The following is a 24,330-nucleotide window of genomic DNA, read 5'->3' on the forward strand; positions in this document are numbered from 1 at the left end:
TGGGCCCGGGACGATGAGGTGGGGTAAGCATGAACGCGCCGTACGACGGTGAACACGGCCAGGGCGCGGCCGGCTCGGGCTACCCCGAGACGCCGCCCGAGCCGGGCCAGGTGCCGCCGCAGCAGGCGGCGGACATGTATCTCCAGGACGCCTACGAGCAGGACCCCTACCGGGCGCACGACCTGACCGCCCAGGACCCGGTCGCCGAGGCGCTCTACGACCGCGCCGCGCACCCGCCACCACCCCCGGGCGCCTATGACCGGCAGCAGCCGCTGTACGCCCCGCCCGCCCAGTCGCCGTACGCCCCGGACCCGCACGTGTGGGCACAGACCCCGGCGCCGGAGCCGGAGGCCGCGACCCAGTACCTGCCCTACGGCGACGACCCGCGCACGACCCAGTTCGTGGGCGTGGACGATCTGGTGACGCACTCCGGCGAGGAGTACCACGAGCCGGACGCCTTCGCCCACCTCTTCAAGGACCAGCAGCAGAGCGGCGGGCACGCGCCCATGGGCCCCCCGGGCGTCCCGGGACCGGCCGCCCCGTCGGGCTATGGACAGGCGAGCGCCGGTCACCACCCGCCGCCGTACGGCCAGGGCACGCAGCAGGGACACCCGTACGCCGAGGCCTCGTACGCGGCCGCTCCCCATGCTGCCGAAAACCCGGCTCAACCCCCGGTGCCCGCCCCCGCCGCGGCCCCGGACCCGACCGGTGTGGGCGTCGCCGAGCCCGAGACGCCCGTGGCTGCCACCGCTCCCCCCAAGAAGGGCGGCAAGGCTGCCGGGCTGCTCAAGTCCAGTGCCGTCATGGCGGCGGGCACGATGGTCTCCCGCCTCACCGGCTTCATCCGCTCCGCGCTGATCGCGGCCGCGCTGGGCCTCGGTTTCCTCGCCGACTCCTTCCAGGTGGCCTACCAGCTGCCGACGATGATCTACATCCTTACGGTCGGTGGCGGCCTCAACTCCGTTTTCGTGCCGCAGCTGGTGCGGTCCATGAAGGAGGACGAGGACGGCGGCGAGGCCTTCGCGAACCGTCTCCTGACCCTGGTGATGGTGGCGCTGGCCGCGCTCACCGGCCTCGCGATGTTCGCGGCGCCGTTCCTGGTGCGGGCACTGTCCCCCACCATCGCCGGCAACCCGGCGGCCAACGACGTCGCGGTCACCTTCACCCGATACTTCCTGCCCTCGATCTTCTTCATGGGCATCCACGTGGTGATGGGCCAGATCCTCAACGCGCGCGGGAAGTTCGGCGCGATGATGTGGACTCCGGTCCTGAACAACATCGTCATCATCATCTCGCTCGGCATGTTCATCTGGGTCTACGGCAACGCCGCCAACTCCCACATGGACGTCACCAACATCCCGCCGGAGGGGCAGCGGCTGCTCGGTGTCGGTGTGCTGCTCGGCCTGGTCGTCCAAGCGCTCGCGATGATCCCCTACCTGCGCGAGACCGGCTTCCGGATCCGGCCGCGGTTCGACTGGAAGGGCCACGGCCTGGGCAAGGCCGCGATGCTCGCCAAGTGGACGGTCCTGTTCGTCCTCGCCAACCAGGCGGGCGCGATGGTCGTCACCCAGCTGTCCACCGCCGCCGGCAAGGACTCCGGCGTCAAGGGCGCCGGCTTCGCCGCTTACGCCAACGCCCAGCTGATCTGGGGCCTTCCGCAGGCCATCATCACGGTGTCCCTCATGGCCGCCCTGCTGCCGCGTCTCTCGCGCTCGGCCGCCGAGGGCGACGCCGGGGCCGTTCGCGACGACATCTCCCAGGGCCTGCGCACCACCGCGGTCGCCATCGTGCCCATCGCCTTCGGCTTCCTCTCGCTCGGCATCCCGATGTGCACGCTGATCTTCGGCTCCGCGGGCACGAGCTCGGCCATCAACATGGGCTACATGCTGATGGCCTTCGGCCTGGGCCTGATCCCCTACTCCGTGCAGTACGTCGTCCTGCGTGCCTTCTACGCCTACGAGGACACCCGCACACCCTTCTACAACACTGTGATCGTGGCGGCGGTCAACGCGGGCGTCTCCGCGCTCTGCTACTTCCTGCTGCCCTCGCGCTGGGCGGTCGCCGGCATGGCCGCCGCTTACGGCCTGGCCTACGCGATCGGTGTGGGCGTCGCCTGGCAGCGGCTGCGCAAGCGGCTCGGCGGCGACCTGGACGGGACGCGGGTGCTGCGCACATACGCGCGGCTGGGCATCGCATCGGTGCCGGCGGCCCTGCTCAGCGGCGCGGCGTGCTACGGCATCGGGCACACCCTCGGCCAGGGCATCGTCGGCTCCTTCGCCGCCCTGATCGTCGGGGGTGCGGTCCTGTTCGGCGTCTTCTTCGTCGCCGCCCGCCGTATGCGGATCGATGAACTCAACTCGCTCGTGGGAATGGTCCGCGGGCGTCTGGGGCGCTGAGGCGGGGGTAGGCGCACAACCATCGTCCGCTGCTGTGTGTCGTGCATTGCGACGGACTGTGGGCACAATTGGTTTCGGCGTCGAACAGCGTGCAACGGATGGGGAGGCAGGGACGACGGTGGCGGAACGGAGCACGGCTGCCGTCGACGTGGCAGACAACAGCGGCGATCAACCGCTGACCGCCAAGGCGGACCAGTCCACGGCCGACGGGGTGGCCAAGAACCCGGAGCGGGACACGGACAGCGAAGAGGCGCAGGGGAGCGGCGGAATCGAGGGTCCCGGGCAGAAGGCCGCCCCACCCGAACTGCACAGCGGTCACAAGCTCGCCAGACGCTACCGGCTGGAGGAGTGCGTCACCCGTCTGGACGGATTCAGCAGTTGGCGTGCGGTCGACGAGAAACTCCGTCGCGCCGTCGGCGTTCACATCCTGCCCGCGGACCACGCGCGGGCCCGTTCCGTCCTGGCCGCCGCCCGTTCCTCCGCGCTGCTCGGCGATCCCCGATTCGTCCAGGTCCTCGACGCCGTCGAGGAGAACGACCTCGTCTACGTCGTGCACGAGTGGCTGCCCGACGCCACCGAGCTGACCACACTTCTCGCGGCCGGCCCGCTGGAGCCGCACGACGCCTACCAGATGGTCACTCAGATCGCCTCCGCCATGGCCGCCGCTCATCGCGAAGGCCTTGCCCATCTGCGGCTCAACCCGAACGCCGTTCTGCGCACGTCCACCGGCCAGTGGCGCATCCGCGGCCTCGCCGTGAACGCCGCGCTGCGGGGCATCAGCTCCGACACCCCACAGCGCACGGACACCGAGGCGATCGGCGCCTTGCTGTACGCGACGCTGACCCAGCGCTGGCCGTACGAGAACGACGCGTACGGTCTGTCCGGCCTTCCCAAGGACATCGGGCTCATCGCACCGGACCAGGTACGGGCGGGCGTCCACCGCGGCCTGTCCGAACTGGCCATGCGCGCACTGGTCAACGACGGGGCTACCGCGTCCCGTCACGAGGCTGCGTGCACCACGCCGGAGGAGCTGGTCAAGGCGATCGGTGAGATGCCGCGCATCCGCCCGCCGGAGCCGGCGTTCACCGCGCCGCCGGAGTACCAGCGCACGACGTACCAGCAGGGAACCTACGGCCGTCCGGCGCCGCACCCTGGCGTCACCCAGCCGATCACGCCTCCACCGCCCCCGCTGCAGAGCCGCACCGGCAAGGCCCTGAAGTGGGCGGTGTCGGCACTCCTCATCGCCGCCCTCGGCCTCGGCAGCTGGCAGTTGGCGGACGCGCTGATGGACCAGAGTGACAAGTCGAACGACACCAACAACACGCAGACGCAGGACGGCGGCGACAAGGGCCCGAAGAAGCCTGCCTCCGGCAAACCGATCGCCATCAAGGGCGCTCGTGACTTCGACCCGTTCAGCAGGGACCAGTCCGAAAAGCCGGGCGACATAGGGAAGGTCTACGACAACAGCACCGCGAGTTACTGGCAGACGGATTTCTATCTGAGCCCGGCGTTCGGCAACCTGAAGTCGGGCGTCGGCGTCATCCTCGATCTCGGCAAAGCCCAGCAGGTCGGGAAGGTGACGGTCACCTTCATGGGCGAGACCTCGGTCGAACTCCGCAGTGCGAGTGCCGACGCCGGATCGGAACCCACATCGTTCGGCGACTACACCAAGGTCGCCCGGGGCTCGGGGTCGAGTGTGGAACTCAAGCCCGGTAAAGCTTTCAAGACCCGGTACCTCCTCGTGTGGCTGACCAAACTGCCCTTGCAGCCGGACGACGGCAAATGGCGCGGCAGAGTGGCCGATATCAAGGTCACCAGCTAGGTTCCCCCCAGGGAGGGGCCCGATGGCAGATGGTGTCGGATACGGCGACGCACGAGACGAGGACCTGCTCGCCCGCCATGTGGAAGGCGACCCCGATGCCTTCGGTGAGATCGTGCGGCGGCATCGGGATCGGCTCTGGGCGGTTGCGCTGCGGACTCTGGGGGACCGTGAGGAGGCCGCTGACGCGGTTCAGGACGCTCTGGTGTCGGCCTACCGGGCCGCTCACACCTTTCGCGGGCAGTCGGCTGTCACCACATGGCTGCACCGCATCACGGTGAACGCCTGCCTGGACCGGGCCCGCAAGGCGGCTACGCGGAAAACCGCGCCGGTCGACGACACCGAGCGACTGGAGCAGCTGCTGGAGCCGCACGAGTCGGCCTCGGCGCCGGCCGAGCGGAACGATGTCCACCGCCAGCTCCTCGAAGCGCTCGGCACCCTCCCGCACGAGCAGCGGGCCGCTCTGGTGCTCGTGGACATGCATGGCTACCCCGTGGCAGAGGCCGCTCGGATCCTCGATGTGCCGACGGGGACGGTGAAGAGCCGCTGCTCCCGGGGCAGAGCCAGGTTGATGCCCCTGCTCACCCATCTACGACCCGAGGGTGCCGGAGGCGGAAAAGAATCCGGCCGGGGACGGAACCGGGCGACGGGGACATCCGTCCCACCGGCAACGGGGTCCCCGAGTGGAAGCCCCGGAGTCACGGGACCGAGCGATTCAGCCGTAGTGAAGGGCGGAGGTGGGCGAGCGTGACTTCCATGACAGACACGGCCGGGCACCCGGACGTCGCGGAGATCTCCGACCTCACCGAAGGCCTGCTCTCGCCGGACCGCAGCACGCACATACGGCGCCACCTGGAGACGTGCGAGCTGTGTGCGGACGTTCATGCCTCGCTGGAAGAGATCCGGGGCCTGCTGGGATCCGTACCGGAGGTGGAGGGCATGCCGGCTGACGTGGCCGGACGTATCGATGCCGCTCTCGCTGCCGAGGCACTGCTCGGTGCCTCGGCGCCGGACAGGGTGAACGCGTCGGTCTCCGGCCTGACCGAGTCGGCTCGCGAGGATGAGAAGGGTCATGTTTCACGTGAAACGCCGGCTCCCTCCGATCGGCCGTCCGGACGTCCGCAGGCGGCGACCGGTCCAGGACGCAAGGGGCGCGACCGCGGTCGGCGTCAGAGGCGCGTGGTCCTAGGTGCCGTCCTCACCGCAGCGGTTCTGGGGGCGGGGTCGCTGGTCCTGCAGTCGTTCGGTGACCACTCCGGCGACACTACTGCGCACGGGCAGCAGACACCTTCCGCTGGGCCCTTCTCGGGCAACAGCATCCAGAGCCAGATGAAGGATCTCCTCTCCGCCAAGAAGGACACTCGACGCGGCGCCGACAGCCAGTCGCCTCGAGGAGACAGCGGAACCGGGCAGAACACCCCGGGGGCAACCGAGAGCGCGAACACCCTCATTCAGACCGACCCCGCGGTCCCCGACTGTGTCCGGCAGTCACTCCGTCGGAGCGACGCTGTCCTCGCGGCCAAGACGGGAACGTACGAGGGGAAGCCCGCGTATCTGGTCGTCGTGCCGGACACTGAGAAGACCACGCGTGTCACTGTCTATGTCATCGACGCGGCCTGCGTCCGCCAGCAGCCCGCCTCCGCCGGCAAGGTTCTCCTGAAGCAGTCCTTCGCCCGGCCTTGATCCGCTGGATCCGTCAGTCGCGTGCGCCCACGCGTGTGCCCGGACACTTCGGGAATGCAGGCCCCGTAGGATCCGTTGGGTGGGGTGAGAGTCCCGAAAGGCGCTCCCACCGGTCGAATGACGCAGACCAGAGACGAGGAATCAAGCCGTGAGCGACGTCCGTAACGTGATCATCATCGGCTCCGGGCCCGCAGGCTACACGGCCGCGCTGTACACCGCGCGCGCGTCGCTGAAGCCCCTGGTGTTCGAGGGCGCTGTCACCGCCGGCGGTGCGCTGATGAACACCACCGAGGTGGAGAACTTCCCGGGCTTCCGCGACGGCATCATGGGCCCCGAGCTCATGGACAACATGCGCGCGCAGGCCGAGCGGTTCGGCGCCGAGCTGGTTCCGGACGACATCGTCTCCGTCGACCTGACCGGTGAGATCAAGACCGTTACCGACACCGCGGGCACGGTCCACCAGGCGAAGGCGGTCATCGTCACCACCGGCTCCCAGCACCGCAAGCTCGGCCTGCCGAACGAGGACGCACTCTCCGGCCGCGGCGTCTCCTGGTGTGCCACCTGCGACGGCTTCTTCTTCAAGGACCAGGACATCGCCGTGATCGGCGGCGGTGACACCGCAATGGAGGAGGCCACCTTCCTCTCGCGGTTCGCCAAGTCCGTGACGATCGTCCACCGCCGGGACACGCTGCGCGCCTCCAAGGCGATGCAGGAGCGCGCCTTTGGCGACCCGAAGATCAAGTTCGTCTGGGACAGCGAGGTCGCCGAGATCCAGGGCGAACAGAAGCTCTCCGGTCTGAAGCTGCGCAACCTCAAGACCGGCGAGCTGTCCGATCTGCCGGTTACCGGTCTGTTCATCGCGATCGGCCATGACCCGCGCACCGAGCTGTTCAAGAGCCAGCTGGACCTGGACGAGGAGGGCTACCTGAAGGTCGACTCCCCGTCCACCCGTACCAATGTGACGGGTGTCTTCGCCGCCGGTGACGTGGTCGACCACACCTACCGGCAGGCGATCACCGCGGCCGGCACCGGCTGCTCCGCCGCCCTGGACGCCGAGCGCTTCCTCGCCGCCCTCGCGGACGAGGACAAGGCGGAGCCCGAGAAGACCGCCGCCGTCTGACCTTCCCCTCCTCCCGCCCCACCACACGAACGAGACAAGGAGCCCGCCGTGGCCGGCACCCTGAAGAATGTGACCGACGATACCTTCGAGCAGGACGTCCTCAAGAGCGACAAGCCCGTCCTGGTGGACTTCTGGGCCGCCTGGTGCGGCCCGTGCCGCCAGATTGCCCCGTCCCTGGAGGCAATCGCGGCCGAGTACGGCGACAAGATCGAGGTCGTCAAGCTCAACATCGACGAGAACCCGGGCACTGCCGCCAAGTACGGCGTCATGTCCATCCCGACCCTGAACGTCTACCAGGGCGGTGAGGTCGCCAAGACCATCGTCGGCGCCAAGCCCAAGGCCGCGATCGTGCGCGACCTGGAGGAGTTCATCACCAAGTAAGGCGAAGAGCCGAACGGTGCCGTCGGCAGTCGGCTGCGCATGTTTCACGTGAAACACGAATGGGCCAACCCACCTAGGGTCGGCCCATTCGCTTGTTGTGGTTCTAGGATGCCGCCGACCGCTACAGCGGTCTCAGCGCCGGCTCCTTCTGAACTGCCCCCAAAAGCCGGTCGAGCGCCATCTCCACGTCTTCCTTCCAGGAGAGCGTCGACCGCAGTTCCAGCCGAAGCCGGGGGTACGTCGGATGCTGCCGCACCGTCTTGAAGCCCACGGCCAGAAGATGGTCGGCGGGCAGCAGGCAGGCGGGTTCCTTCCAGCGAGCGTCTCCGAAGGCCTCGATCGCCTTGAAGCCCCGACGCAGCAGATCCTTGGCAACCGTCTGCACGAGCACCCGGCCCAGCCCCTGCCCCTGATACCCGGGCATGATGAACGCTGTCATCAGCTGCACGGCATCTGGTGAGACCGGGCTCGTGGGAAAGGCCGTCGAGCGCGGGACATAGGCCGGCGGAGCGTAGAGCACGAAACCCACCGGCACATCATCGACGTACGCCACGCGGCCGCACGACCCCCAGTCCAGCAGGACGGCGGAGATCCAGGCCTCCTTCTCCAGCGCGGACGTGCCGGCCTTCACCGCCGCTTCGCCGCTGACGGGGTCCAGCTCCCAGAAGACACACGAACGACAACGCGTGGGAAGGTCCTGAAGGTTGTCCAGCGTGAGCGGCACGAGCCGACGCCCCATGAAGGCTGTTCCTCGCTTCCTTCGCCCGCCGCATCGCGAGCGGCTGTCAGAGCACTGCGTTCCCTGAGCAGGCTGCCGACGAATCCGCCGACCGCTCCAAGGCTCAGGCCCGCGCTCACCAGTCCGGTGCGGCTCATCGATCGCATGGCCCCGCTTCCGACTCAGAGATGCAGATGCTGTCCGGTGGATGCGCCATACCTGATCGCATCGTATCCACGATGCGATTCACTCGATACCGTCTCAAAGCAAAGAAGCGGGCTGTGTCCGGTGTGCACCGGACACAGCCCGCTTCTTTGAACACCTGGGCGGCACCGCCTGATCAGTCGTCCGTCTCCTCCGTGTCGTCCTCCCGTGAGGTCTTCTGAAGGGCCAGCCTCTCACCCGGAGCCAGGGTGCCGAGGATCCGCTCCAGGTCGTCCGGGGAGGCGAATTCGACGGTGATCTTGCCCTTCTTCTGGCCCAGCTCGACCTTCACCCGCGTCTCGAAGCGGTCCGAGAGCCGGGTCGCCAGCTCGCTCAGCGCCGGAGAGAGCACGGAACCGGCCCGCGGACCCTTGGAGCGCGAGGCCCTCTGAGGCCGCGAGCCCATCAGCGTCACGATCTCTTCCACAGACCGCACCGACAACCCCTCGGCCACGATGCGGTGCGCCAGCCGGTCCTGCTCCTCGGAGTCCTCGACGGACAGCAGCGCCCTGGCATGGCCGGCCGACAGCACTCCAGCGGCCACCCGCTTCTGGACGGTCGGCGAGAGCTTGAGCAGACGCAGGGTGTTGGAGACCTGTGGGCGGGAACGCCCGATCCGGTCGGCCAACTGATCATGGGTGCAGTTGAAGTCCTTCAGCAGCTGATCGTAGGCGGCTGCCTCTTCGATCGGGTTCAGCTGCGCGCGGTGCAGGTTCTCCAGCAGCGCGTCCAGGAGGAGCTTCTCGTCCTCGGTGGCCCGGACGATGGCCGGGATGGCCTCCAGACCTGCCTCGCGGCAGGCCCTCCAGCGCCGCTCGCCCATGATCAACTCATAGCGGGCGGGTCCCAGCTGCCGCACGACGACGGGCTGCAGGAGGCCGACTTCCTTGATGGAGGTCACCAGCTCCTGAAGGGCGTCCTCGTCGAACACCTCACGCGGCTGACGCGGGTTCGGCGTGATGGCGTCGAGGGGGATCTCGGCGAAGTGGGCGCCCATTGGAGAAGCGGGCGTCTCCACGACCGGGCCCGCCGAGGGTTCCTCGGTTTCCTGTGAGGCAGGCGGCAGGGTGGCCACCTTTGCCGCGGCCACACCACGGTCGGTCGTCAGCATCGGCACGGCCGCGGGGGAGGTGGACGCTCCGGCCCCCATCGCGGCAGAGGCCGGCGTCTTCTCGGCCGGGGCTGCGGGGATCAGTGCGCCGAGTCCACGGCCCAGCCCCCTCCGTCGCTCGCTCACTGGATCCCCTTCACCATGCTCGGGTCGTTCTGGGCGCCGATATGGGCCTGGCTAGCGTCATAGCCGATGCCGATGCCCTTCAGCGCGATTTCTCGGGCGGCCTCAAGGTAAGAGAGAGCACCACTCGATCCAGGATCGTAAGTCAGCACCGTCTGCCCGTAGCTAGGCGCCTCGGAGATACGGACCGAGCGGGGGATGCTCGTTCGCAGCACCTCGTCACCGAAGTGGGTGCGCACCTCTTCCGCGACCTGCGAGGCGAGACGCGTCCGGCCGTCATACATGGTGAGCAGGATGGTCGACACATGCAACGTGGGGTTGAGGTGCCCGCGCACCAGGTCCACATTGCGCAGCAGCTGACCGAGGCCCTCGAGCGCGTAGTACTCGCACTGGATCGGGATGAGGACCTCCTGCCCCGCGACCAGCGCGTTGACCGTCAACAGGCCCAGCGAGGGCGGACAGTCGATGAGGATGTAGTCCAGCGGCTGCTCGTACGCCTGGATCGCGCGTTGCAACCGGCTCTCCCGGGCCACGAGGGACACCAACTCGATCTCCGCACCGGCAAGATCGATGGTGGCGGGGGCGCAGAAGAGGCCCTCGACATCGGGGACGGGCTGGACGACCTCGGCGAGAGGTCTGCTCTCCACCAACACGTCGTAAACAGAGGGTACTTCGGCGTGATGGTCGATCCCCAGTGCCGTGGATGCGTTGCCCTGCGGGTCGAGGTCGATCACCAGGACACGGCCACCATGCAGAGCCAGTGAAGCGGCAAGGTTGACGGTCGTCGTCGTCTTGCCCACGCCGCCCTTCTGGTTGGCGACAACAATGACTCGGGTCTGCTCCGGCCGCGGCAGACCTTCGCCGGCGCGGCCGAGAGCCTCCACCGCCAGTTGGGCAGCACGACCGATGGGAGTGTCGTCCATCGGGGGCGGTGTTTCACGTGAAACATCCGCTCCCATCGATTCGGTACGGGGACCGGGGACCGGATCGGTCATCGGTCCCGCGATGTTGGCGTCGGACCGCAAGGATTCACTCTCCTCGACTTCAGGCTCGCAATGAACAGAGCCTCCCATGTCTTCGGGGTCGTGAACCAGTGAGGCCTGGTCTTCTGTGGAGAAATCCACCTCTGTGGACAACCCCGCGCCCCTCGCGGGGGCCCGAGTGCCCGGGGAAACGGTGTCCTCTCCGAGTGATCCGAGAGGTTTCCGGTCGCGCGGTTCGGCCGCAGCGCGGCCGCGACTGATGATGCCGTGCAGCAGTGAGCGACGTTTCACGTGAAACACGATGCACAGCGGGCGCGACCGAACCCTTGCGACACTCCGTCCTGCGTAGCTTTGGCAGCTTGTGTGGAGTACGTCTCGTCGTCAGGACGGATCAGTGCGGATGATTAATACGTCCGGCCCGGCACCGGGCCCGCTCAACGACGCCTGCGCGTCCGCCCCGTCCTGGCCGCCTTCGCTCGCTTCGCCGCGAAGCGCACACCACCCGGGCTCTCCCCGACCTCGACGCGAACGACAGTGGACAGCGGGTCCACGACGCCCTCACCCACATGCAGGATGGACGTCTTCACTGCGCCGAGCTTGCTGAGTGCGGTGGCCGCGGCCTTCAGCTCCTCCTCGGCGGTGTCGCCCTTGAGCGCGAGCATCTCGCCGTACGGGCGCAGCAACGGAATGCCCCATGTGGCCAGGCGGTCCAGCGGGGCCACGGCCCGGGCGGTCACCACATGGACGGGCGGCAGCTTGCCCAGAACCTCCTCGGCACGGCCACGCACCACGGTGACGTGGTCCAGGCCCAGCAGCTCGACGACCTCGGTGAGGAAGTTGGTGCGCCGCAGCAGGGGCTCCAGCAAGGTGATGTTCAGGTCCTCCCGGACCAGGGCCAGCGGGATCCCCGGCAGCCCGGCGCCGGAGCCCACGTCACAGACGGTCACTCCCTCGGGGACCGCCTCGGAGAGCACCGCACAGTTGAGCAGGTGCCGCTCCCACAGGCGGGGCACCTCTCGCGGGCCGATCAGCCCCCGCTTCACTCCCGCCTCGGCGAGCAGCTCCGCGTAGCGGACCGCATCGGCGAAGCGCTCACCGAACACTTCCCGCGCCTCTTCGGGCGCGGGGGGAAGCTCCGCTGCCTCCGTCACGGGGACCGTCCTTCCGTACAGCGCCGGTGCTTCGCGCACCGGCCACCAGAACTACCAGGCTGACAAAGTTCGGCCCCGTCTGCTCAACAGACGGGGCCGGTGGCACGTGGGGTGCCGATCAGGCGGGAAGCACGACGACGAAGCGCTGCGGCTCCTCGCCCTCGGACTCGCTGCGCAGTCCCGCGGCCTTGACCGCGTCGTGCACGACCTTGCGCTCGAACGGCGTCATCGGCTTGAGCTTCACGGACTCGCCGGTGCTCTTCACCTCGGCGGCGGCCTTGGCGCCCAGCTCGGACAGCTCGGCCCGCTTCTTGGCCCGGTAGCCCGCGATGTCCAGCATGAGCCGGCTGCGATCGCCGGTCTCCCGGTGCACGGCCAGGCGCGTCAGCTCCTGCAACGCCTCCAGCACCTCGCCGTCCCGGCCGACCAGCTTCTGCAGGTCACGAGTGCCGGTGTCGCTGATGATCGACACGGAGGCGCGATCGGCCTCGACGTCCATGTCGATGTCGCCGTCGAGGTCGGCGATGTCCAGCAGACCCTCCAGGTAGTCCGCCGCGATCTCACCCTCCTGCTCCAGGCGGGTGAGGGTGTCTGCACCCTCGGCAGCGGCGGAGGTGGTGCCTTCCGTCACGGGATGGGCTCCTTCTTACTTCTTGGACGGGGACTTGGGCCGCTGCGGGCCACCCTTGCGCTGGCCGGACTGGGCCTTGCTGCGGGTGCCGGAGCTGGGCTTCTGGGACTGCTTGGCGGCGGGCTTGGCGTCCTGCGGCTCGTCGGACTTCTCCAGCGAAAGGGAGTCGCCCGCCTGCTTGGGCCCGGACTGACGCTGGGCCTTGGACTGACGCTTGGGCTGTTGGCGCCGGGCAGCGGCGGCGGTGGCCGTCGTGGTGGTCGCGCCGTCCTCGGTCTGCACCGCGGCCTGGACCGTGCTCTTCACCACGGTGCCGTCGGCCTGGGCGGCGAGGCCGGCCTTGTTCAGGGCGTTGATGAACTTGCGCTCGAACTCGTTGCGGTCGCGGCCCTTGGCGACGATCGCCTTGACGATGGACTTCTCGCTCCGGCGACGGACCTTGCCGTGGTGCGTGACGTGCTTGGTCAGACGCTCCAGGTAGGCGGCCTGAGCCTTGGAACCCGGGGTCGGGTTGTTGCGGATGACGTACATCTGCTGGCCCATGGTCCACACGTTGGTGGTCAGCCAGTAGACCAGGACACCGACGGGGAAGTTGATGCCGAAGAAGGCGAACATCAGGGGGAAGACGTACATCAGCATCTTCTGCTGCTGCATGAACGGCGTCTTCACCGTCGTGTCGACGTTCTTCGTCATCAGCTGGCGCTGCGTGTAGAACTGCGATGCCGACATCAGGACGATCATGAGCACGGTCACGACGCGCACGTCGGTGACCGAGGCACCGAGCGCCTGGATCGTGTCGGAGCCGTCCCGGAACTTCGCGGCGAGCGGGGCCCCGAAGATGTGCGCCTGACGGGCGCTCTCCAGCAGCGAGTCGTTGATGACGCCGATCTTCTTGCCCGAGGCGATGCCGTTGAGCACGTGGTACAGGGCGAAGAAGAACGGGGACTGCGCCAGGATGGGAAGGCACGAGGAGAGCGGGTTGGTACCCGACTCCTTGTACAGCTTCATCATCTCTTCGGACTGACGCTGCTTGTCGTTCTTGTAGCGCTCCTGGATCTTCTTCATCTCGGGCTGGAGCGTCTGCATGGCCCGGGTCGCCTTGATCTGCTTCACGAAGAGCGGGATCAGGCAGATGCGGATCAGGATCACCAGGGACACGATGGCCAGGCCCCAGGCCCAACCGGTGTTAGGACCGAAGATGGCGCCGTACACCGCGTGGAACTGGACGATGACCCATGAAACGGGTGTCGTGATGAAGCTGAAGAGGCTGGCAATCGTGTCCACTAATCATGCTCCTTGGGCATGGGACGAAGTCTCTGCGGCCGGGCTCGGAGGAAGCTCGGAAGAGAGCTTCTCTTCGGTGGCCGGGTCGGCGGCGGAGGGCCCGCCCCTGCGTGCACGCCAAGCGTTGCGCAGCATTTCGTGCCACCGCGGGCGCTTGCGCGGCGGGACATGGTCCACACCGCCGAGCGACCACGGATTGCACCGGAGGATGCGCCAGGCGGTGAGTGCCGTTCCCTTGATCGCACCGTGCCGGTCGATGGCCGTGTAGCCGTAGTGGGAGCACGACGGGTAGTACTTGCACACCGGCCCGAGCAGTGGACTGATCGTCCACTGGTACAGCTTGATCAGAGCCAGTAGTGGGTACTTCATCGCGCACCCCCTCCCAGCAGCCGCTGAAGGGCGGCATCCAGGTCTCGGGCCAGCTGTGCGTGGTCTGCGTCGCCCGATCCGGGCAGCGCTCGTACGACTACCAGGCTACCGGGGGGAAATAGGGCGACTCGGTCACGCATCAGATGGCGCAGTCTGCGCTTCACTTTGTTGCGCACAACCGCACCACCCACGGCCTTGCTCACGACGAAACCCGCACGCGTCGGGGGAGCGCTCTCCCCTGGCGCGTGCGGGTCCGTGGCACCGCTACGAAGGTGGACAACGAGGGTCGGACGGCCAGTCCGACGACCTCGTCGTACCGCGGTCGCGAAGTCCTCGCGCCGCCTCAGCCGGTTCTCGGTGGGCAGCACGACGTCATGACCTGATCGGGATCAGGCGGACAGGCGGGCGCGACCCTTGCTGCGGCGGGACGCGAGAATCGCGCGGCCGGCACGGGTGCGCATACGCAGCCGGAAGCCGTGGGTCTTGGCGCGACGACGGTTGTTCGGCTGGAAGGTGCGCTTGCTCACTCGGGGGCTCCAGAAAGAATCGGTAGTGGCGGGGTGCCGTCCTGGCTGTCACCGTGCGCCCACGAGTAGCTCGCGTCACGCCCGAGTGCACCGCTTCCCGATCACCTGAAGTGATCTGTGCCCATCGGAGGCAGGCGGCAGCAGCCATCGACAACTCGACCTGGTTACGGTACGCGGGGCTACGCCATCCGGTCAAACCGGGGCTCACTCAGAGACACTATCCACAGGCTGGGGACAACAACTTGAACCGCACCCGCCGCGCTGACTACCGTGGCTGAACTCCGATTCGTTCCTTTGTCCCCGGCCGAGCGGGATCACCCCCGCCCGCCGACCCGGATTCATCCCGACCCGTCCCACTACCACACGTTCGTGGGACCTGTGAGAGAGCGTGCCCTGTGGCTGACGTACCTGCCGATCTTGCCGCAGTGTGGCCACGAGTACTCGAACAGCTCCTCGGTGAGGGCCGCGGACAGGGTGTCGAGGCGAAGGACGAGCACTGGATCCGCCGCTGCCAGCCGCTGGCGCTGGTCGCGGACACCGCCCTGCTCGCCGTACCGAACGAGTTTGCGAAGGGTGTACTCGAGGGCCGTCTCGCTCCGGTCGTCAGCGAGACTCTGAGCCGCGAGTGCGGCCGTCCCATCCGCATCGCGATCACTGTGGACGACTCCGCGGGTGAACCGCCGGCCCCGGCGGCGCCCCCCGTGCAGCAGGCCCCCAAGTCGCGCTACGAGGAGCCGGAGCCGCCTTCCGGACAGTACGAGGGCTACGGCCGTCACCGCGCAGCCGACCCGCTGCCGGGCACCGAGCCCCAGCCGCGCGCCGACCAGCTCCCCACGGCCCGGCCCGCGTACCCCTCCGAGTACCAGCGCCCCGAGCCCGGCGCCTGGCCGCGCCCCGCGCAGGACGAGTACGGCTGGCAGCAGCCGCGGCTCGGCTTCCCGGAGCGGGACCCCTACGCGTCGCCGTCGTCACAGGACACCTACGGCTCCGGACGGGACACCTACGGTTCGCCGTCCCAGGACTACCGCCCGCAGAGCATGGACCGCCCGCCGTACGAGCAGCGCGGCGACTACGACAGCCAGCGGACGGACTACGAACCCTCCCGCCGGGACTACGACTCGGGTCGCTCCGAGTACGAGCCGGCCCGGACCGAGTACGACCAGCGCGACCCCGTCCGCCGTGAGCTGCCCGAGCAGCCGGCGGGCGGCGGCCCGGCGCACCGGGGTGGCCCCGGCCGCCCGGACGTGCCCGCGACCGGCGCCCCCGGTCCGCTGGCCGCGCAGCCCGCCCCGGCGAGCGGCCCCGGTGAGCCGACGGCCCGCCTGAACCCGAAGTACCTCTTCGACACGTTCGTCATCGGCGCCTCCAACCGGTTCGCGCACGCGGCCGCGGTGGCCGTCGCCGAGGCGCCCGCGAAGGCGTACAACCCCCTGTTCATCTATGGGGAGTCGGGCCTCGGCAAGACGCACCTGCTGCACGCGATCGGGCACTACGCGCGCAGCCTCTACCCCGGCACGCGCGTGCGGTACGTCAGCTCGGAGGAGTTCACCAACGAGTTCATCAACTCCATCCGCGACGGCAAGGGCGACAGCTTCCGCAAGCGCTACCGCGAGATGGACATCCTGCTCGTCGACGACATCCAGTTCCTCGCGGACAAGGAGTCGACGCAGGAGGAGTTCTTCCACACCTTCAACACGCTCCACAACGCCAACAAGCAGATCGTGCTCTCCAGCGACCGGCCGCCCAAGCAGCTGGTCACACTGGAGGACCGGCTGCGGAACCGTTTCGAGTGGGGCCTGATCACCGACGTCCAGCCGCCCGAGCTGGAGACGCGCATCGCGATCCTGCGCAAGAAGGCGGTGCAGGAGCAGCTGAACGCGCCGCCGGAGGTGCTGGAGTTCATCGCCTCACGGATCTCGCGCAACATCCGTGAGCTCGAGGGTGCGCTGATCCGGGTGACGGCGTTCGCCTCGCTCAACCGGCAGCCGGTGGATCTGGGCCTCACCGAGATCGTGCTGAAGGACCTGATCCCCGGCGGCGAGGACAGTGCCCCCGAGATCACCGCGCCGGCCATCATGGCGGCCACCGCGGACTACTTCGGGCTCACGGTGGAGGACCTGTGCGGCACCTCACGCGGGCGCGCGCTGGTCACGGCCCGGCAGATCGCCATGTACCTGTGCCGTGAGCTGACCGACCTGTCCCTGCCGAAGATCGGCGCGCAGTTCGGCGGCCGCGACCACACGACCGTCATGCACGCCGACCGCAAGATCCGCGCGCTGATGGCCGAGCGGCGCTCGATCTACAACCAGGTGACCGAGCTGACGAACCGCATCAAGAACGGCTGACGCGGGCCGTACGACAGCGCTGAGGGCGCCCTCGGGAGCGGATCCCGGGGGCGCCTTCCGGCGTCATGGGGGCATTCTGCGACGCCCCGGCGGGATCCGCCCGCCCCCGAGACGACTTCCGCCACACCCGAGACGACTTCCGAAGTCCCGAGGCGTCCTCCGACGTCCCGAGGCGTCCTTCGGCGTTCCAGCGGCGGCCAAGCGGCCCCAGCGGTGCCGCCCGGCACCGGCACGCCCGCGGATGGGTGTGTCGGAACGGCGCTTACAGCTCTGCCCACAGCGCTGTGGAAGGCCCGCGCGGGCTGTGAGGTGTTTCCCGTTCGCCACCGAGTGTTCGATTACGTGCCTGGTTACGGCCACTCTCCACAGATTCGGTGACTTTCTGCCGTCCACATCCTGGGGACTGGGGAGTTGTCCCGAGCTGCGTCCACAGGGAGCCTGTTCATACAGCGTCCGCCCAGCTCAGCTGCCTGTGGAATCGTGGACGAGCGATCCCCACAGGCTGTGGACAGAGCGGAGATCCACAGGCTGTGCACGAAGTTGTCCACCGGCACCCCACAGGCTGGGGGCGGTTGTCCCCAGCGATCCCCGGCTTCTCCACATGCCTGTCCACTGTTCGGCAACCCGACGCTCCTGCTCACCGCGTCGAGTGAAAGGCGTCACACGAAGGTGCCGGGTTGGGGTGTGGGAAACGCGGGTAAACCTGGGGACACAGCTGGGGAGAACTGCCCTCGGGCTGTGGGCGGTGTGTGCAGAACTTTCTGTTCTCCACAGACACCCCTAGTTGTCCACCGCCTCCGCCCACAGGGCCAGTGGACAAAATTTGGGCTGTGAGCTGGGCAAACGAGGTTATCCACGGTATCCACAGGCCCTACTACTACTCCCGACTAGAGAGAGCTGGGAATCCGTTTCGAAGCGGGGCCTGTGCACAACTCGCCGTCTCGAGCCCGGCTGCCCCTCGGAGCGACTTGACCCCGACAGGCACCTACTGTCAGTGCGGTGCGTCAGACTGGTCCCCGGTGTCCTTCCCTTCGCAGTGGGCGGTGACACCGAGTCGGAGGACTCAGTAGCAACAAGCAGGAGGCGGCTTACGGTGAAGATCCGGGTGGAACGCGACGTACTCGCGGAGGCAGTGGCCTGGGCGGCACGCAGCCTCCCGGCCCGTCCGCCGGCGCCTGTCCTCGCCGGCCTTCTGCTCAAGGCCGAGGACGGCCAGCTGAGCCTGTCGAGCTTCGACTACGAGGTCTCCGCGCGCGTCAGCGTCGACGCGGAGGTCGAGGAGGACGGCACCGTCCTCGTCTCCGGCCGCCTGCTCGCCGACATCTCCCGCGCTCTTCCCAACCGGCCGGTGGAGATCTCCACAGACGGTGTACGGGCGACCGTGGTCTGCGGCTCCTCGCGCTTCACCCTCCACACCCTGCCTGTGGAGGAGTACCCGGCGCTGCCGCAGATGCCGAACGCGACCGGCACCGTCCCCGGTGAGGTCTTCGCCGCCGCCGTCTCCCAGGTGGCCATCGCCGCCGGCCGTGACGACACGCTCCCCGTCCTCACGGGTGTGCGCATCGAGATCGAGGGCGACACGGTCACCCTGGCCTCGACCGACCGTTACCGCTTCGCGGTCCGCGAGTTCCTGTGGAAGCCGGAGAACCCGGACGCCTCCGCCGTCGCCCTGGTCCCGGCGAAGACGCTCCTGGACACCGCCAAGTCGCTCGGTGCCGGTGACAGCGTCACGCTGGCGCTGGCCGGCTCGGGCGCGGGCGAGGGCCTGATCGGCTTCGAGGGCGCGGGCCGTCGTACGACCACGCGGCTGCTCGAGGGTGACCTGCCGAAGTACCGCACGCTGTTCCCGACCGAGTTCAACTCCGTCGCCGTGATCGAGACCGCGCCCTTCGTCGAGGCCGTCAAGCGTGTGGCCCTGGTCGCCGAGCGGAACACTCCGGTGCGGCTGAGCTTCGAGCAGGGTGTGCTGATCCTGGAGGCCGGCTCCAGCGACGACGCACAGGCTGTGGAAAGGGTCGACGCCCAGCTGGAGGGCGACGACATCTCGATCGCCTTCAACCCGACGTTCCTGCTGGACGGCCTGAGCGCGATCGACTCCCCGGTGGCCCAGCTGTCGTTCACCACGTCCACCAAGCCCGCGCTGCTCAGCGGCAAGCCGGCGCTGGACGCCGAGGCGGACGACGCGTACAAGTACCTGATCATGCCGGTGCGGCTGAGCGGCTGAGCCGCCGACGGTCGTCCACAGGCCGGTGGAGAACCGCCCCCGGCCTGTGGAGGGAATCCGCAGGTGAAGGGCTACGGATGAGCGCGTATGCCCACAGCTGTGCGTGAGCGTCCGGGTTTAGGCTCGGCTCGGCACGAAGGTGCCTCTCACGCCACACAGCGACCTAAGGAACACAACTGATGGAGCTCGGTCTCGTCGGCCTCGGCAAGATGGGCGGCAACATGCGCGAGCGGATCCGCCGCGCGGGCCACACCGTCATCGGATACGACCGCAACGCGGACCTCGCGGATGTCCACAGCCTGGAAGAGCTTGTGGGCAAGCTCAGCGCTCCGCGCGTGGTCTGGGTGATGGTCCCGGCCGGCGAGCCCACCCAGTCGACGATCGACCAGCTCGCCGAACTGCTGGAACCCGGCGACGTGGTCGTGGACGGCGGCAACTCGCGCTGGACCGACGACGAGAAGCACGCCGAGGAGCTGGCCGCCAAGGGCATAGGCTTCGTCGACTGCGGCGTCTCCGGCGGCGTCTGGGGCCTGGAGAACGGGTACGCGCTGATGTACGGCGGCGACGCCGAGAACGTCGCCAAGGTGCAGCCGGTCTTCGACGCGCTCAAGCCGGAGGGCGGATTCGGCTCGGTGCACGCCGGCAAGGTCGGCGCGGGCCACTTCGCGAAGATGGTCCACAACGGCATCGAGTACGCGATGATGCAGGCCTACGCCGAGGGCTGGGAGCTGCTGGAGAAGGTCGACTCCGTGGAGAACGTCCGCGAGGTCTTCCGCTCCTGGCAGCAGGGCACGGTCATCCGCTCCTGGCTGCTCGACCTCGCGGTCAACGCCCTCGACGACGACGAGCACCTAGAGGGCCTGCGCGGTTATGCACAGGACTCCGGTGAGGGACGCTGGACTGTGGAAGCCGCCATCGACAACGCGGTGCCGCTGCCGGCGATCACCGCGTCGCTGTTCGCGCGGTTCGCCTCCCGCCAGGAGGACTCGCCGCAGATGAAGATGATCGCCGCTCTGCGCAACCAGTTCGGCGGCCACGCCGTAGAGAAGAAGTAGTCCACAGGGTCGCCCCGCGATCCACAGCCATCACCACTCTGGGGGAGGTCGGCGGAACGACCATGCACGTCACGCATCTTTCGCTGGCCGACTTCCGCTCGTACGCCCGGGCCGAGGTCCCGCTCGACCCGGGCGTCACCGCCTTCGTCGGCCCCAACGGCCAGGGCAAGACCAACCTGGTCGAGGCGGTCGACTACCTGGCGACCCTGGGCAGCCACCGCGTGGCCTCCGACGCCCCGCTGGTCCGCATGGGCGCCGAGCGGGCGGTGATCCGGGCGCAGGTCCGGCAGGGCGAGCGGCAGCAGCTGGTCGAGCTGGAACTGAACCCGGGCAGGGCCAACCGCGCCCGCATCAACCGGTCCTCGCAGGTCAGGCCGAGGGACGTGCTGGGCATCGTACGGACCGTGCTGTTCGCGCCCGAGGACCTCGCGCTGGTCAAGGGCGACCCCGGTGAGCGGCGGCGGTTCCTGGACGAGCTGATCACCGCGCGCTCCCCGCGCATGGCGGGCGTGCGCTCCGACTACGAGCGGGTGCTCAAGCAGCGCAACACGCTCCTGAAGACGGCCGCACTGGCCCGTCGGCACGGCGGCCGGTCCATGGACCTGTCCACCCTCGACGTGTGGGACCAGCACCTCGCGGGCGTGGGTGCCGAGCTGCTCGCCCAGCGTCTGGACCTGATCGCCGCGCTGCAACCGCTGGCCGACAAGGCGTACGAGCAGCTGGCCCCCGGCGGCGGGCCCATCGCGCTGGAGTACAAGCCGTCCGCGCCCGGCGAGGCCCACACGCGCGAGGACCTCCACGCCCAGCTGTCGGCGGCTCTGGCGGAGGCGCGCAAGCAGGAGATCGAGCGGGGCGTCACGCTCGTGGGGCCTCACCGAGACGATGTGATGCTGAAACTCGGTCAGCTCCCCGCCAAGGGATACGCCTCGCACGGCGAGTGCTGGTCCTACGCCCTCGCGCTGCGCCTCGCCTCGTACGACCTGCTGCGCGCCGAGGGCAACGAGCCGGTACTGATCCTGGACGACGTGTTCGCCGAGCTGGACGCCCGCCGCCGTGAGCGGCTGGCCGAGCTGGTCGCGCCCGGCGAGCAGGTGCTGGTCACCGCCGCCGTGGACGACGACGTACCGCAGGTGCTGGCCGGTGCCCGGTACGCGGTGGCCGACGGGACGGTGGAGCGCGTATGAGCACCGAGGAACCCACCCCGGACCAGAAGCGACACTCCGGCACGAGGGAACCGTCCGGCGTCGACCTCGCGCGCGTGGCGTTGCGCGCCGCGAGGGAACAGGCGCGCGCGCGTGGGGACGCGGCGCGGCAGAAGAAGCAGGCGCGGCGCGGTGGTGGCCTGCGCTCCGGTGCCCGCGCCGACGGCCGCGATCCCATGGCACTGGGTTCCGCGATCAACCGGCTGATCAACGAGCGCGGTTGGGAGACCCCCGCGGCGGTGGGCGGGGTGATGGGCCGCTGGCCGCAGATCGTCGGCGAGGACCTGGCCAAGCACTGTGTGCCGCAGCGGTACGACGAGGACGAGCGGGTGCTGACCGTGCAGTGCGACTCGACGGCCTGGGCGACCCAGCTGCGGGTGCTCGCACCCACGCTGGTGGCCCGGCTCAACGAGGACCTCGGGCACGGCACCGTGCGGATGATCAAGGTGCTCAATCCGGGCGGCCCGGCCCGCCGCTACGGCCCGCTGCGGGCTCCGGGGAGCACCGGTCCCGGCGATACGTACGGGTGACGAACCTCACGTCCTGTGGTCGCGTCGGCGGGCCGCCGTGCCTCCGTACAACAGGTGCGGAGACCCACCGGATCACCGCCGGATCGCCATCTGACCCCCCAGTAGCCAAGGGTTGACGGCTCGAAGCGCTGAGTGCCGCTGTGAGCCCCTTGGAGCCCCCGTCTGCATATCGGGACCCGGCCGAGACCTGTTGAGGGCGGCACATGGGGGCTCAGGTACCGGCAAACCCCCATCGATGTCAGTGCTACCGGTAGACTGGAAGGCAATCCCGCCCCAACGTGGGGACCGCCCGGGAAACGCTGAGCAACGCTGATCAAGGCTTACCAACGCAACATGCCGCAGCCGCTCCGGCAACCTGCCGACGAGCCCGGCTCGTGCTGTGCCAGAAAGGGCGCTTCGTGGCCGATTCCGGCAACCCCAACGAGAACATCCCGTCCACCGACGCCGGCGTGAACGGCGAGGCCACAGCCTCCTCCTACGACGCCAGCGCCATCACCGTGCTCGAAGGGCTGGACGCGGTCCGCAAGCGGCCCGGCATGTACATCGGTTCCACCGGTGAGCGCGGTCTGCACCACCTGGTGTACGAGGTCGTCGACAACTCGGTCGACGAGGCGCTGGCCGGCTACGCGGACACCATCGACGTGACGGTCCTCGCCGACGGCGGTGTGCGCGTCGTCGACAACGGCCGTGGCATCCCGGTGGGCATCGTGCCCTCCGAGGGCAAGCCGGCCGTCGAGGTCGTGCTGACCGTGCTGCACGCGGGCGGCAAGTTCGGCGGCGGCGGGTACGCCGTCTCCGGTGGTCTGCACGGCGTCGGTGTCTCCGTCGTGAACGCCCTGTCGTCGAAGGTCTCCGTCGAGGTGAAGACCGACGGGCACCGCTGGACGCAGGACTACAAGATGGGCGTTCCGACGGCGCCGCTGGCCAAGCACGAGGCCACGGAGGAGACGGGCACCTCGGTCACCTTCTGGGCCGACACGGAGATCTTCGAGACCACCGAGTACTCCTTCGAGACGCTGTCGCGGCGCTTCCAGGAGATGGCGTTCCTCAACAAGGGTTTGACGATCAAACTCACTGACGAGCGCGAGTCGGCGAAGGCCACGGCCGGGGCGGACGAGGCGGGTGCGGACGAGAAGGACGAGGTCAAGACCGTCACGTACCACTACGAGGGTGGCATCGTCGACTTCGTGAAGTACCTCAACTCCCGCAAGGGAGACGCGGTGCACCCCACCGTCATCGACCTGGAGGCCGAGGACAAGGACAAGAGCCTGTCCCTCGAGGTCGCCATGCAGTGGAACAGCGGCTACAGCGAGGGCGTGTACTCCTTCGCGAACATCATCCACACCCACGAGGGCGGTACCCACGAAGAGGGTTTCCGGGCGGCGCTGACCTCGCTGATCAACAAGTACGCGCGCGACAAGAAGCTGCTGCGCGAGAAGGACGACAACCTCACCGGGGACGACATCCGTGAGGGCCTGACCGCGATCATCTCGGTCAAGCTGAGCGAGCCGCAGTTCGAGGGCCAGACGAAGACCAAGCTGGGCAACACGGAGGCCAAGACCTTCGTGCAGAAGGCGGTCTACGAGCACCTCAACGACTGGCTGGACCGCAACCCGGTCGAGGCGGCGGACATCATCCGCAAGGGCATCCAGGCGGCCACCGCGCGCGTGGCGGCCCGCAAGGCCCGCGACCTGACGCGCCGCAAGGGCCTGCTGGAGTCGGCGTCCCTGCCGGGCAAGCTCTCCGACTGCCAGTCGAACGACCCCACCAAGTGCGAGATCTTCATCGTCGAGGGTGACTCCGCCGGCGGCTCGGCCAAGTCCGGCCGGAACCCGCAGTACCAGGCGATCCTCCCGATCCGCGGCAAGATCCTGAACGTCGAGAAGGCCAGGATCGACAAGATCCTGCAGAACCAGGAGATCCAGGCGCTGATCTCCGCCTTCGGCACGGGCGTGCACGAGGACTTCGACATCGAGAAGCTCCGCTATCACAAGATCATCCTGATGGCGGACGCCGACGTCGACGGCCAGCACATCAGCACCCTGCTGCTCACCTTCCTGTTCCGCTTCATGCGGCCGCTGGTCGAGGCCGGGCACGTGTACCTCTCCCGTCCTCCGCTGTACAAGATCAAGTGGGGCCGGGACGACATCGAGTACGCGTACTCGGACCGCGAGCGCGACGCGCTGATCGAGATGGGCCGGCAGCGCGGCAAGCGCATCCGTGAGGACTCCATCCAGCGCTTCAAGGGTCTCGGCGAGATGAACGCCGAGGAGCTGCGCGTGACCACGATGGACCAGGAGCACCGCGTCCTCGGCCAGGTCACCCTCGACGACGCCGCCCAGGCCGACGACCTGTTCTCGGTCCTCATGGGCGAGGACGTCGAAGCTCGCCGCGCGTTCATCCAGCGCAACGCCAAGGACGTCCGCTTCCTCGACATCTGAGTCGGTCTCAGCTGACCGCACCAGGAAGGATCT

At 68.6% G+C, this 24,330-nt stretch carries 21 protein-coding genes; 12 read left to right on the plus strand and 9 right to left on the minus strand.

Going from position 1 to position 24,330, the window contains the following annotated elements; translation table 11 throughout:
• Positions 1–29: 29 nt before the first annotated feature.
• The 6 genes from murJ to trxA all read left to right on the plus strand — a co-directional run bounded on the left by murJ (position 30) and on the right by trxA (position 7,399).
• Positions 30–2,396, plus strand: a complete 2,367-nt coding sequence (murJ, locus tag ABZ079_RS06795; RefSeq protein ID WP_356938329.1) for a murein biosynthesis integral membrane protein MurJ — start codon at positions 30–32, stop codon at positions 2,394–2,396.
• A 118-nt stretch (positions 2,397–2,514) separates the two neighbouring features.
• Complete coding sequence (locus ABZ079_RS06800; protein ID WP_356938330.1) at positions 2,515–4,218, plus strand: protein kinase family protein; 1,704 nt, start codon at positions 2,515–2,517, stop codon at positions 4,216–4,218.
• Between the two features lie 22 nt (positions 4,219–4,240).
• Positions 4,241–4,966: an RNA polymerase sigma factor SigM gene (gene sigM, locus ABZ079_RS06805; RefSeq protein WP_356938331.1), complete on the plus strand. Its 726-nt coding sequence runs from the start codon at positions 4,241–4,243 to the stop codon at positions 4,964–4,966.
• A gap of 5 nt (positions 4,967–4,971) precedes the next feature.
• Entirely contained in the window at positions 4,972–5,898 is a 927-nt protein-coding gene (locus ABZ079_RS06810) for a hypothetical protein (RefSeq protein WP_356938332.1), read from the plus strand.
• Between the two features lie 148 nt (positions 5,899–6,046).
• Positions 6,047–7,018 carry a thioredoxin-disulfide reductase gene (trxB, locus tag ABZ079_RS06815; RefSeq protein ID WP_356938333.1) on the plus strand — a complete coding sequence of 324 codons (972 nt, stop codon included), beginning with the start codon at positions 6,047–6,049 and terminating at the stop codon, positions 7,016–7,018.
• A gap of 48 nt (positions 7,019–7,066) precedes the next feature.
• The gene (gene trxA / locus ABZ079_RS06820) at positions 7,067–7,399 is read left to right on the plus strand and encodes a thioredoxin (protein ID WP_356938334.1); all 333 of its coding nucleotides are present in this window, start codon (positions 7,067–7,069) and stop codon (positions 7,397–7,399) included.
• Between the two features lie 121 nt (positions 7,400–7,520).
• Here the strand turns inward: trxA and ABZ079_RS06825 are convergent, their stop codons facing one another.
• The 9 genes from ABZ079_RS06825 to rpmH all read right to left on the minus strand — a co-directional run bounded on the left by ABZ079_RS06825 (position 7,521) and on the right by rpmH (position 14,500).
• Positions 7,521–8,138 (minus strand): GNAT family N-acetyltransferase, encoded by a 618-nt coding sequence (locus ABZ079_RS06825; protein WP_356938335.1) that lies wholly within the window; start codon positions 8,136–8,138, stop codon positions 7,521–7,523.
• Positions 8,139–8,457: 319 nt separating this feature from the next.
• The gene (locus ABZ079_RS06830) at positions 8,458–9,558 is read right to left on the minus strand and encodes a ParB/RepB/Spo0J family partition protein (RefSeq protein WP_356938336.1); all 1,101 of its coding nucleotides are present in this window, start codon (positions 9,556–9,558) and stop codon (positions 8,458–8,460) included.
• Positions 9,555–10,628 (minus strand): ParA family protein, encoded by a 1,074-nt coding sequence (locus ABZ079_RS06835; RefSeq protein ID WP_356938585.1) that lies wholly within the window; start codon positions 10,626–10,628, stop codon positions 9,555–9,557. Before ABZ079_RS06835 ends, ABZ079_RS06830 begins: the two co-directional genes overlap by 4 nt.
• A gap of 344 nt (positions 10,629–10,972) precedes the next feature.
• Entirely contained in the window at positions 10,973–11,689 is a 717-nt protein-coding gene (gene rsmG / locus ABZ079_RS06840; protein ID WP_356938337.1) for a 16S rRNA (guanine(527)-N(7))-methyltransferase RsmG, read from the minus strand.
• Positions 11,690–11,807: 118 nt separating this feature from the next.
• Entirely contained in the window at positions 11,808–12,320 is a 513-nt protein-coding gene (locus tag ABZ079_RS06845) for a R3H domain-containing nucleic acid-binding protein (RefSeq protein ID WP_356938338.1), read from the minus strand.
• A gap of 15 nt (positions 12,321–12,335) precedes the next feature.
• A complete protein-coding gene (gene yidC / locus ABZ079_RS06850; RefSeq protein WP_356938339.1) occupies positions 12,336–13,604 on the minus strand; it encodes a membrane protein insertase YidC in 1,269 nt (422 codons plus the stop codon).
• A gap of 3 nt (positions 13,605–13,607) precedes the next feature.
• Positions 13,608–13,973 carry a membrane protein insertion efficiency factor YidD gene (gene yidD, locus ABZ079_RS06855; RefSeq protein ID WP_356938340.1) on the minus strand — a complete coding sequence of 122 codons (366 nt, stop codon included), beginning with the start codon at positions 13,971–13,973 and terminating at the stop codon, positions 13,608–13,610.
• On the minus strand, positions 13,970–14,341 hold the full coding sequence (gene rnpA, locus ABZ079_RS06860; protein WP_356938341.1) for a ribonuclease P protein component: 372 nt from the start codon (positions 14,339–14,341) through the stop codon (positions 13,970–13,972). Before rnpA ends, yidD begins: the two co-directional genes overlap by 4 nt.
• Positions 14,342–14,362: 21 nt before the next feature.
• Entirely contained in the window at positions 14,363–14,500 is a 138-nt protein-coding gene (gene rpmH, locus ABZ079_RS06865) for a 50S ribosomal protein L34 (RefSeq protein ID WP_003956500.1), read from the minus strand.
• 395 nt (positions 14,501–14,895) lie between these two features.
• On the opposite strand from rpmH, the gene dnaA reads away from it, so the two are divergent.
• From dnaA to gyrB, 6 genes are all read left to right on the plus strand, one after another.
• Entirely contained in the window at positions 14,896–16,845 is a 1,950-nt protein-coding gene (gene dnaA / locus ABZ079_RS06870) for a chromosomal replication initiator protein DnaA (protein WP_356938342.1), read from the plus strand.
• 1,093 nt (positions 16,846–17,938) lie between these two features.
• Positions 17,939–19,069 carry a DNA polymerase III subunit beta gene (dnaN, locus tag ABZ079_RS06875; RefSeq protein WP_356938343.1) on the plus strand — a complete coding sequence of 377 codons (1,131 nt, stop codon included), beginning with the start codon at positions 17,939–17,941 and terminating at the stop codon, positions 19,067–19,069.
• 179 nt (positions 19,070–19,248) lie between these two features.
• On the plus strand, positions 19,249–20,124 hold the full coding sequence (gene gnd, locus ABZ079_RS06880) for a phosphogluconate dehydrogenase (NAD(+)-dependent, decarboxylating) (protein ID WP_356938344.1): 876 nt from the start codon (positions 19,249–19,251) through the stop codon (positions 20,122–20,124).
• A 62-nt stretch (positions 20,125–20,186) separates the two neighbouring features.
• The gene (gene recF / locus ABZ079_RS06885; protein ID WP_356938345.1) at positions 20,187–21,308 is read left to right on the plus strand and encodes a DNA replication/repair protein RecF; all 1,122 of its coding nucleotides are present in this window, start codon (positions 20,187–20,189) and stop codon (positions 21,306–21,308) included.
• Positions 21,305–21,856, plus strand: coding sequence for a DciA family protein (locus ABZ079_RS06890; RefSeq protein ID WP_356938346.1), 552 nt, complete (start codon positions 21,305–21,307; stop codon positions 21,854–21,856). The genes recF and ABZ079_RS06890 overlap by 4 nt, the downstream gene beginning before the upstream one ends.
• Before the next feature lie 374 nt (positions 21,857–22,230).
• On the plus strand, positions 22,231–24,297 hold the full coding sequence (gene gyrB / locus ABZ079_RS06895) for a DNA topoisomerase (ATP-hydrolyzing) subunit B (RefSeq protein WP_356938347.1): 2,067 nt from the start codon (positions 22,231–22,233) through the stop codon (positions 24,295–24,297).
• Positions 24,298–24,330: the final 33 nt, after the last annotated feature.

It is taken from the genome of Streptomyces sp. NPDC006314, from assembly GCF_040613075.1.
GTDB lineage: Bacteria > Actinomycetota > Actinomycetes > Streptomycetales > Streptomycetaceae > Streptomyces.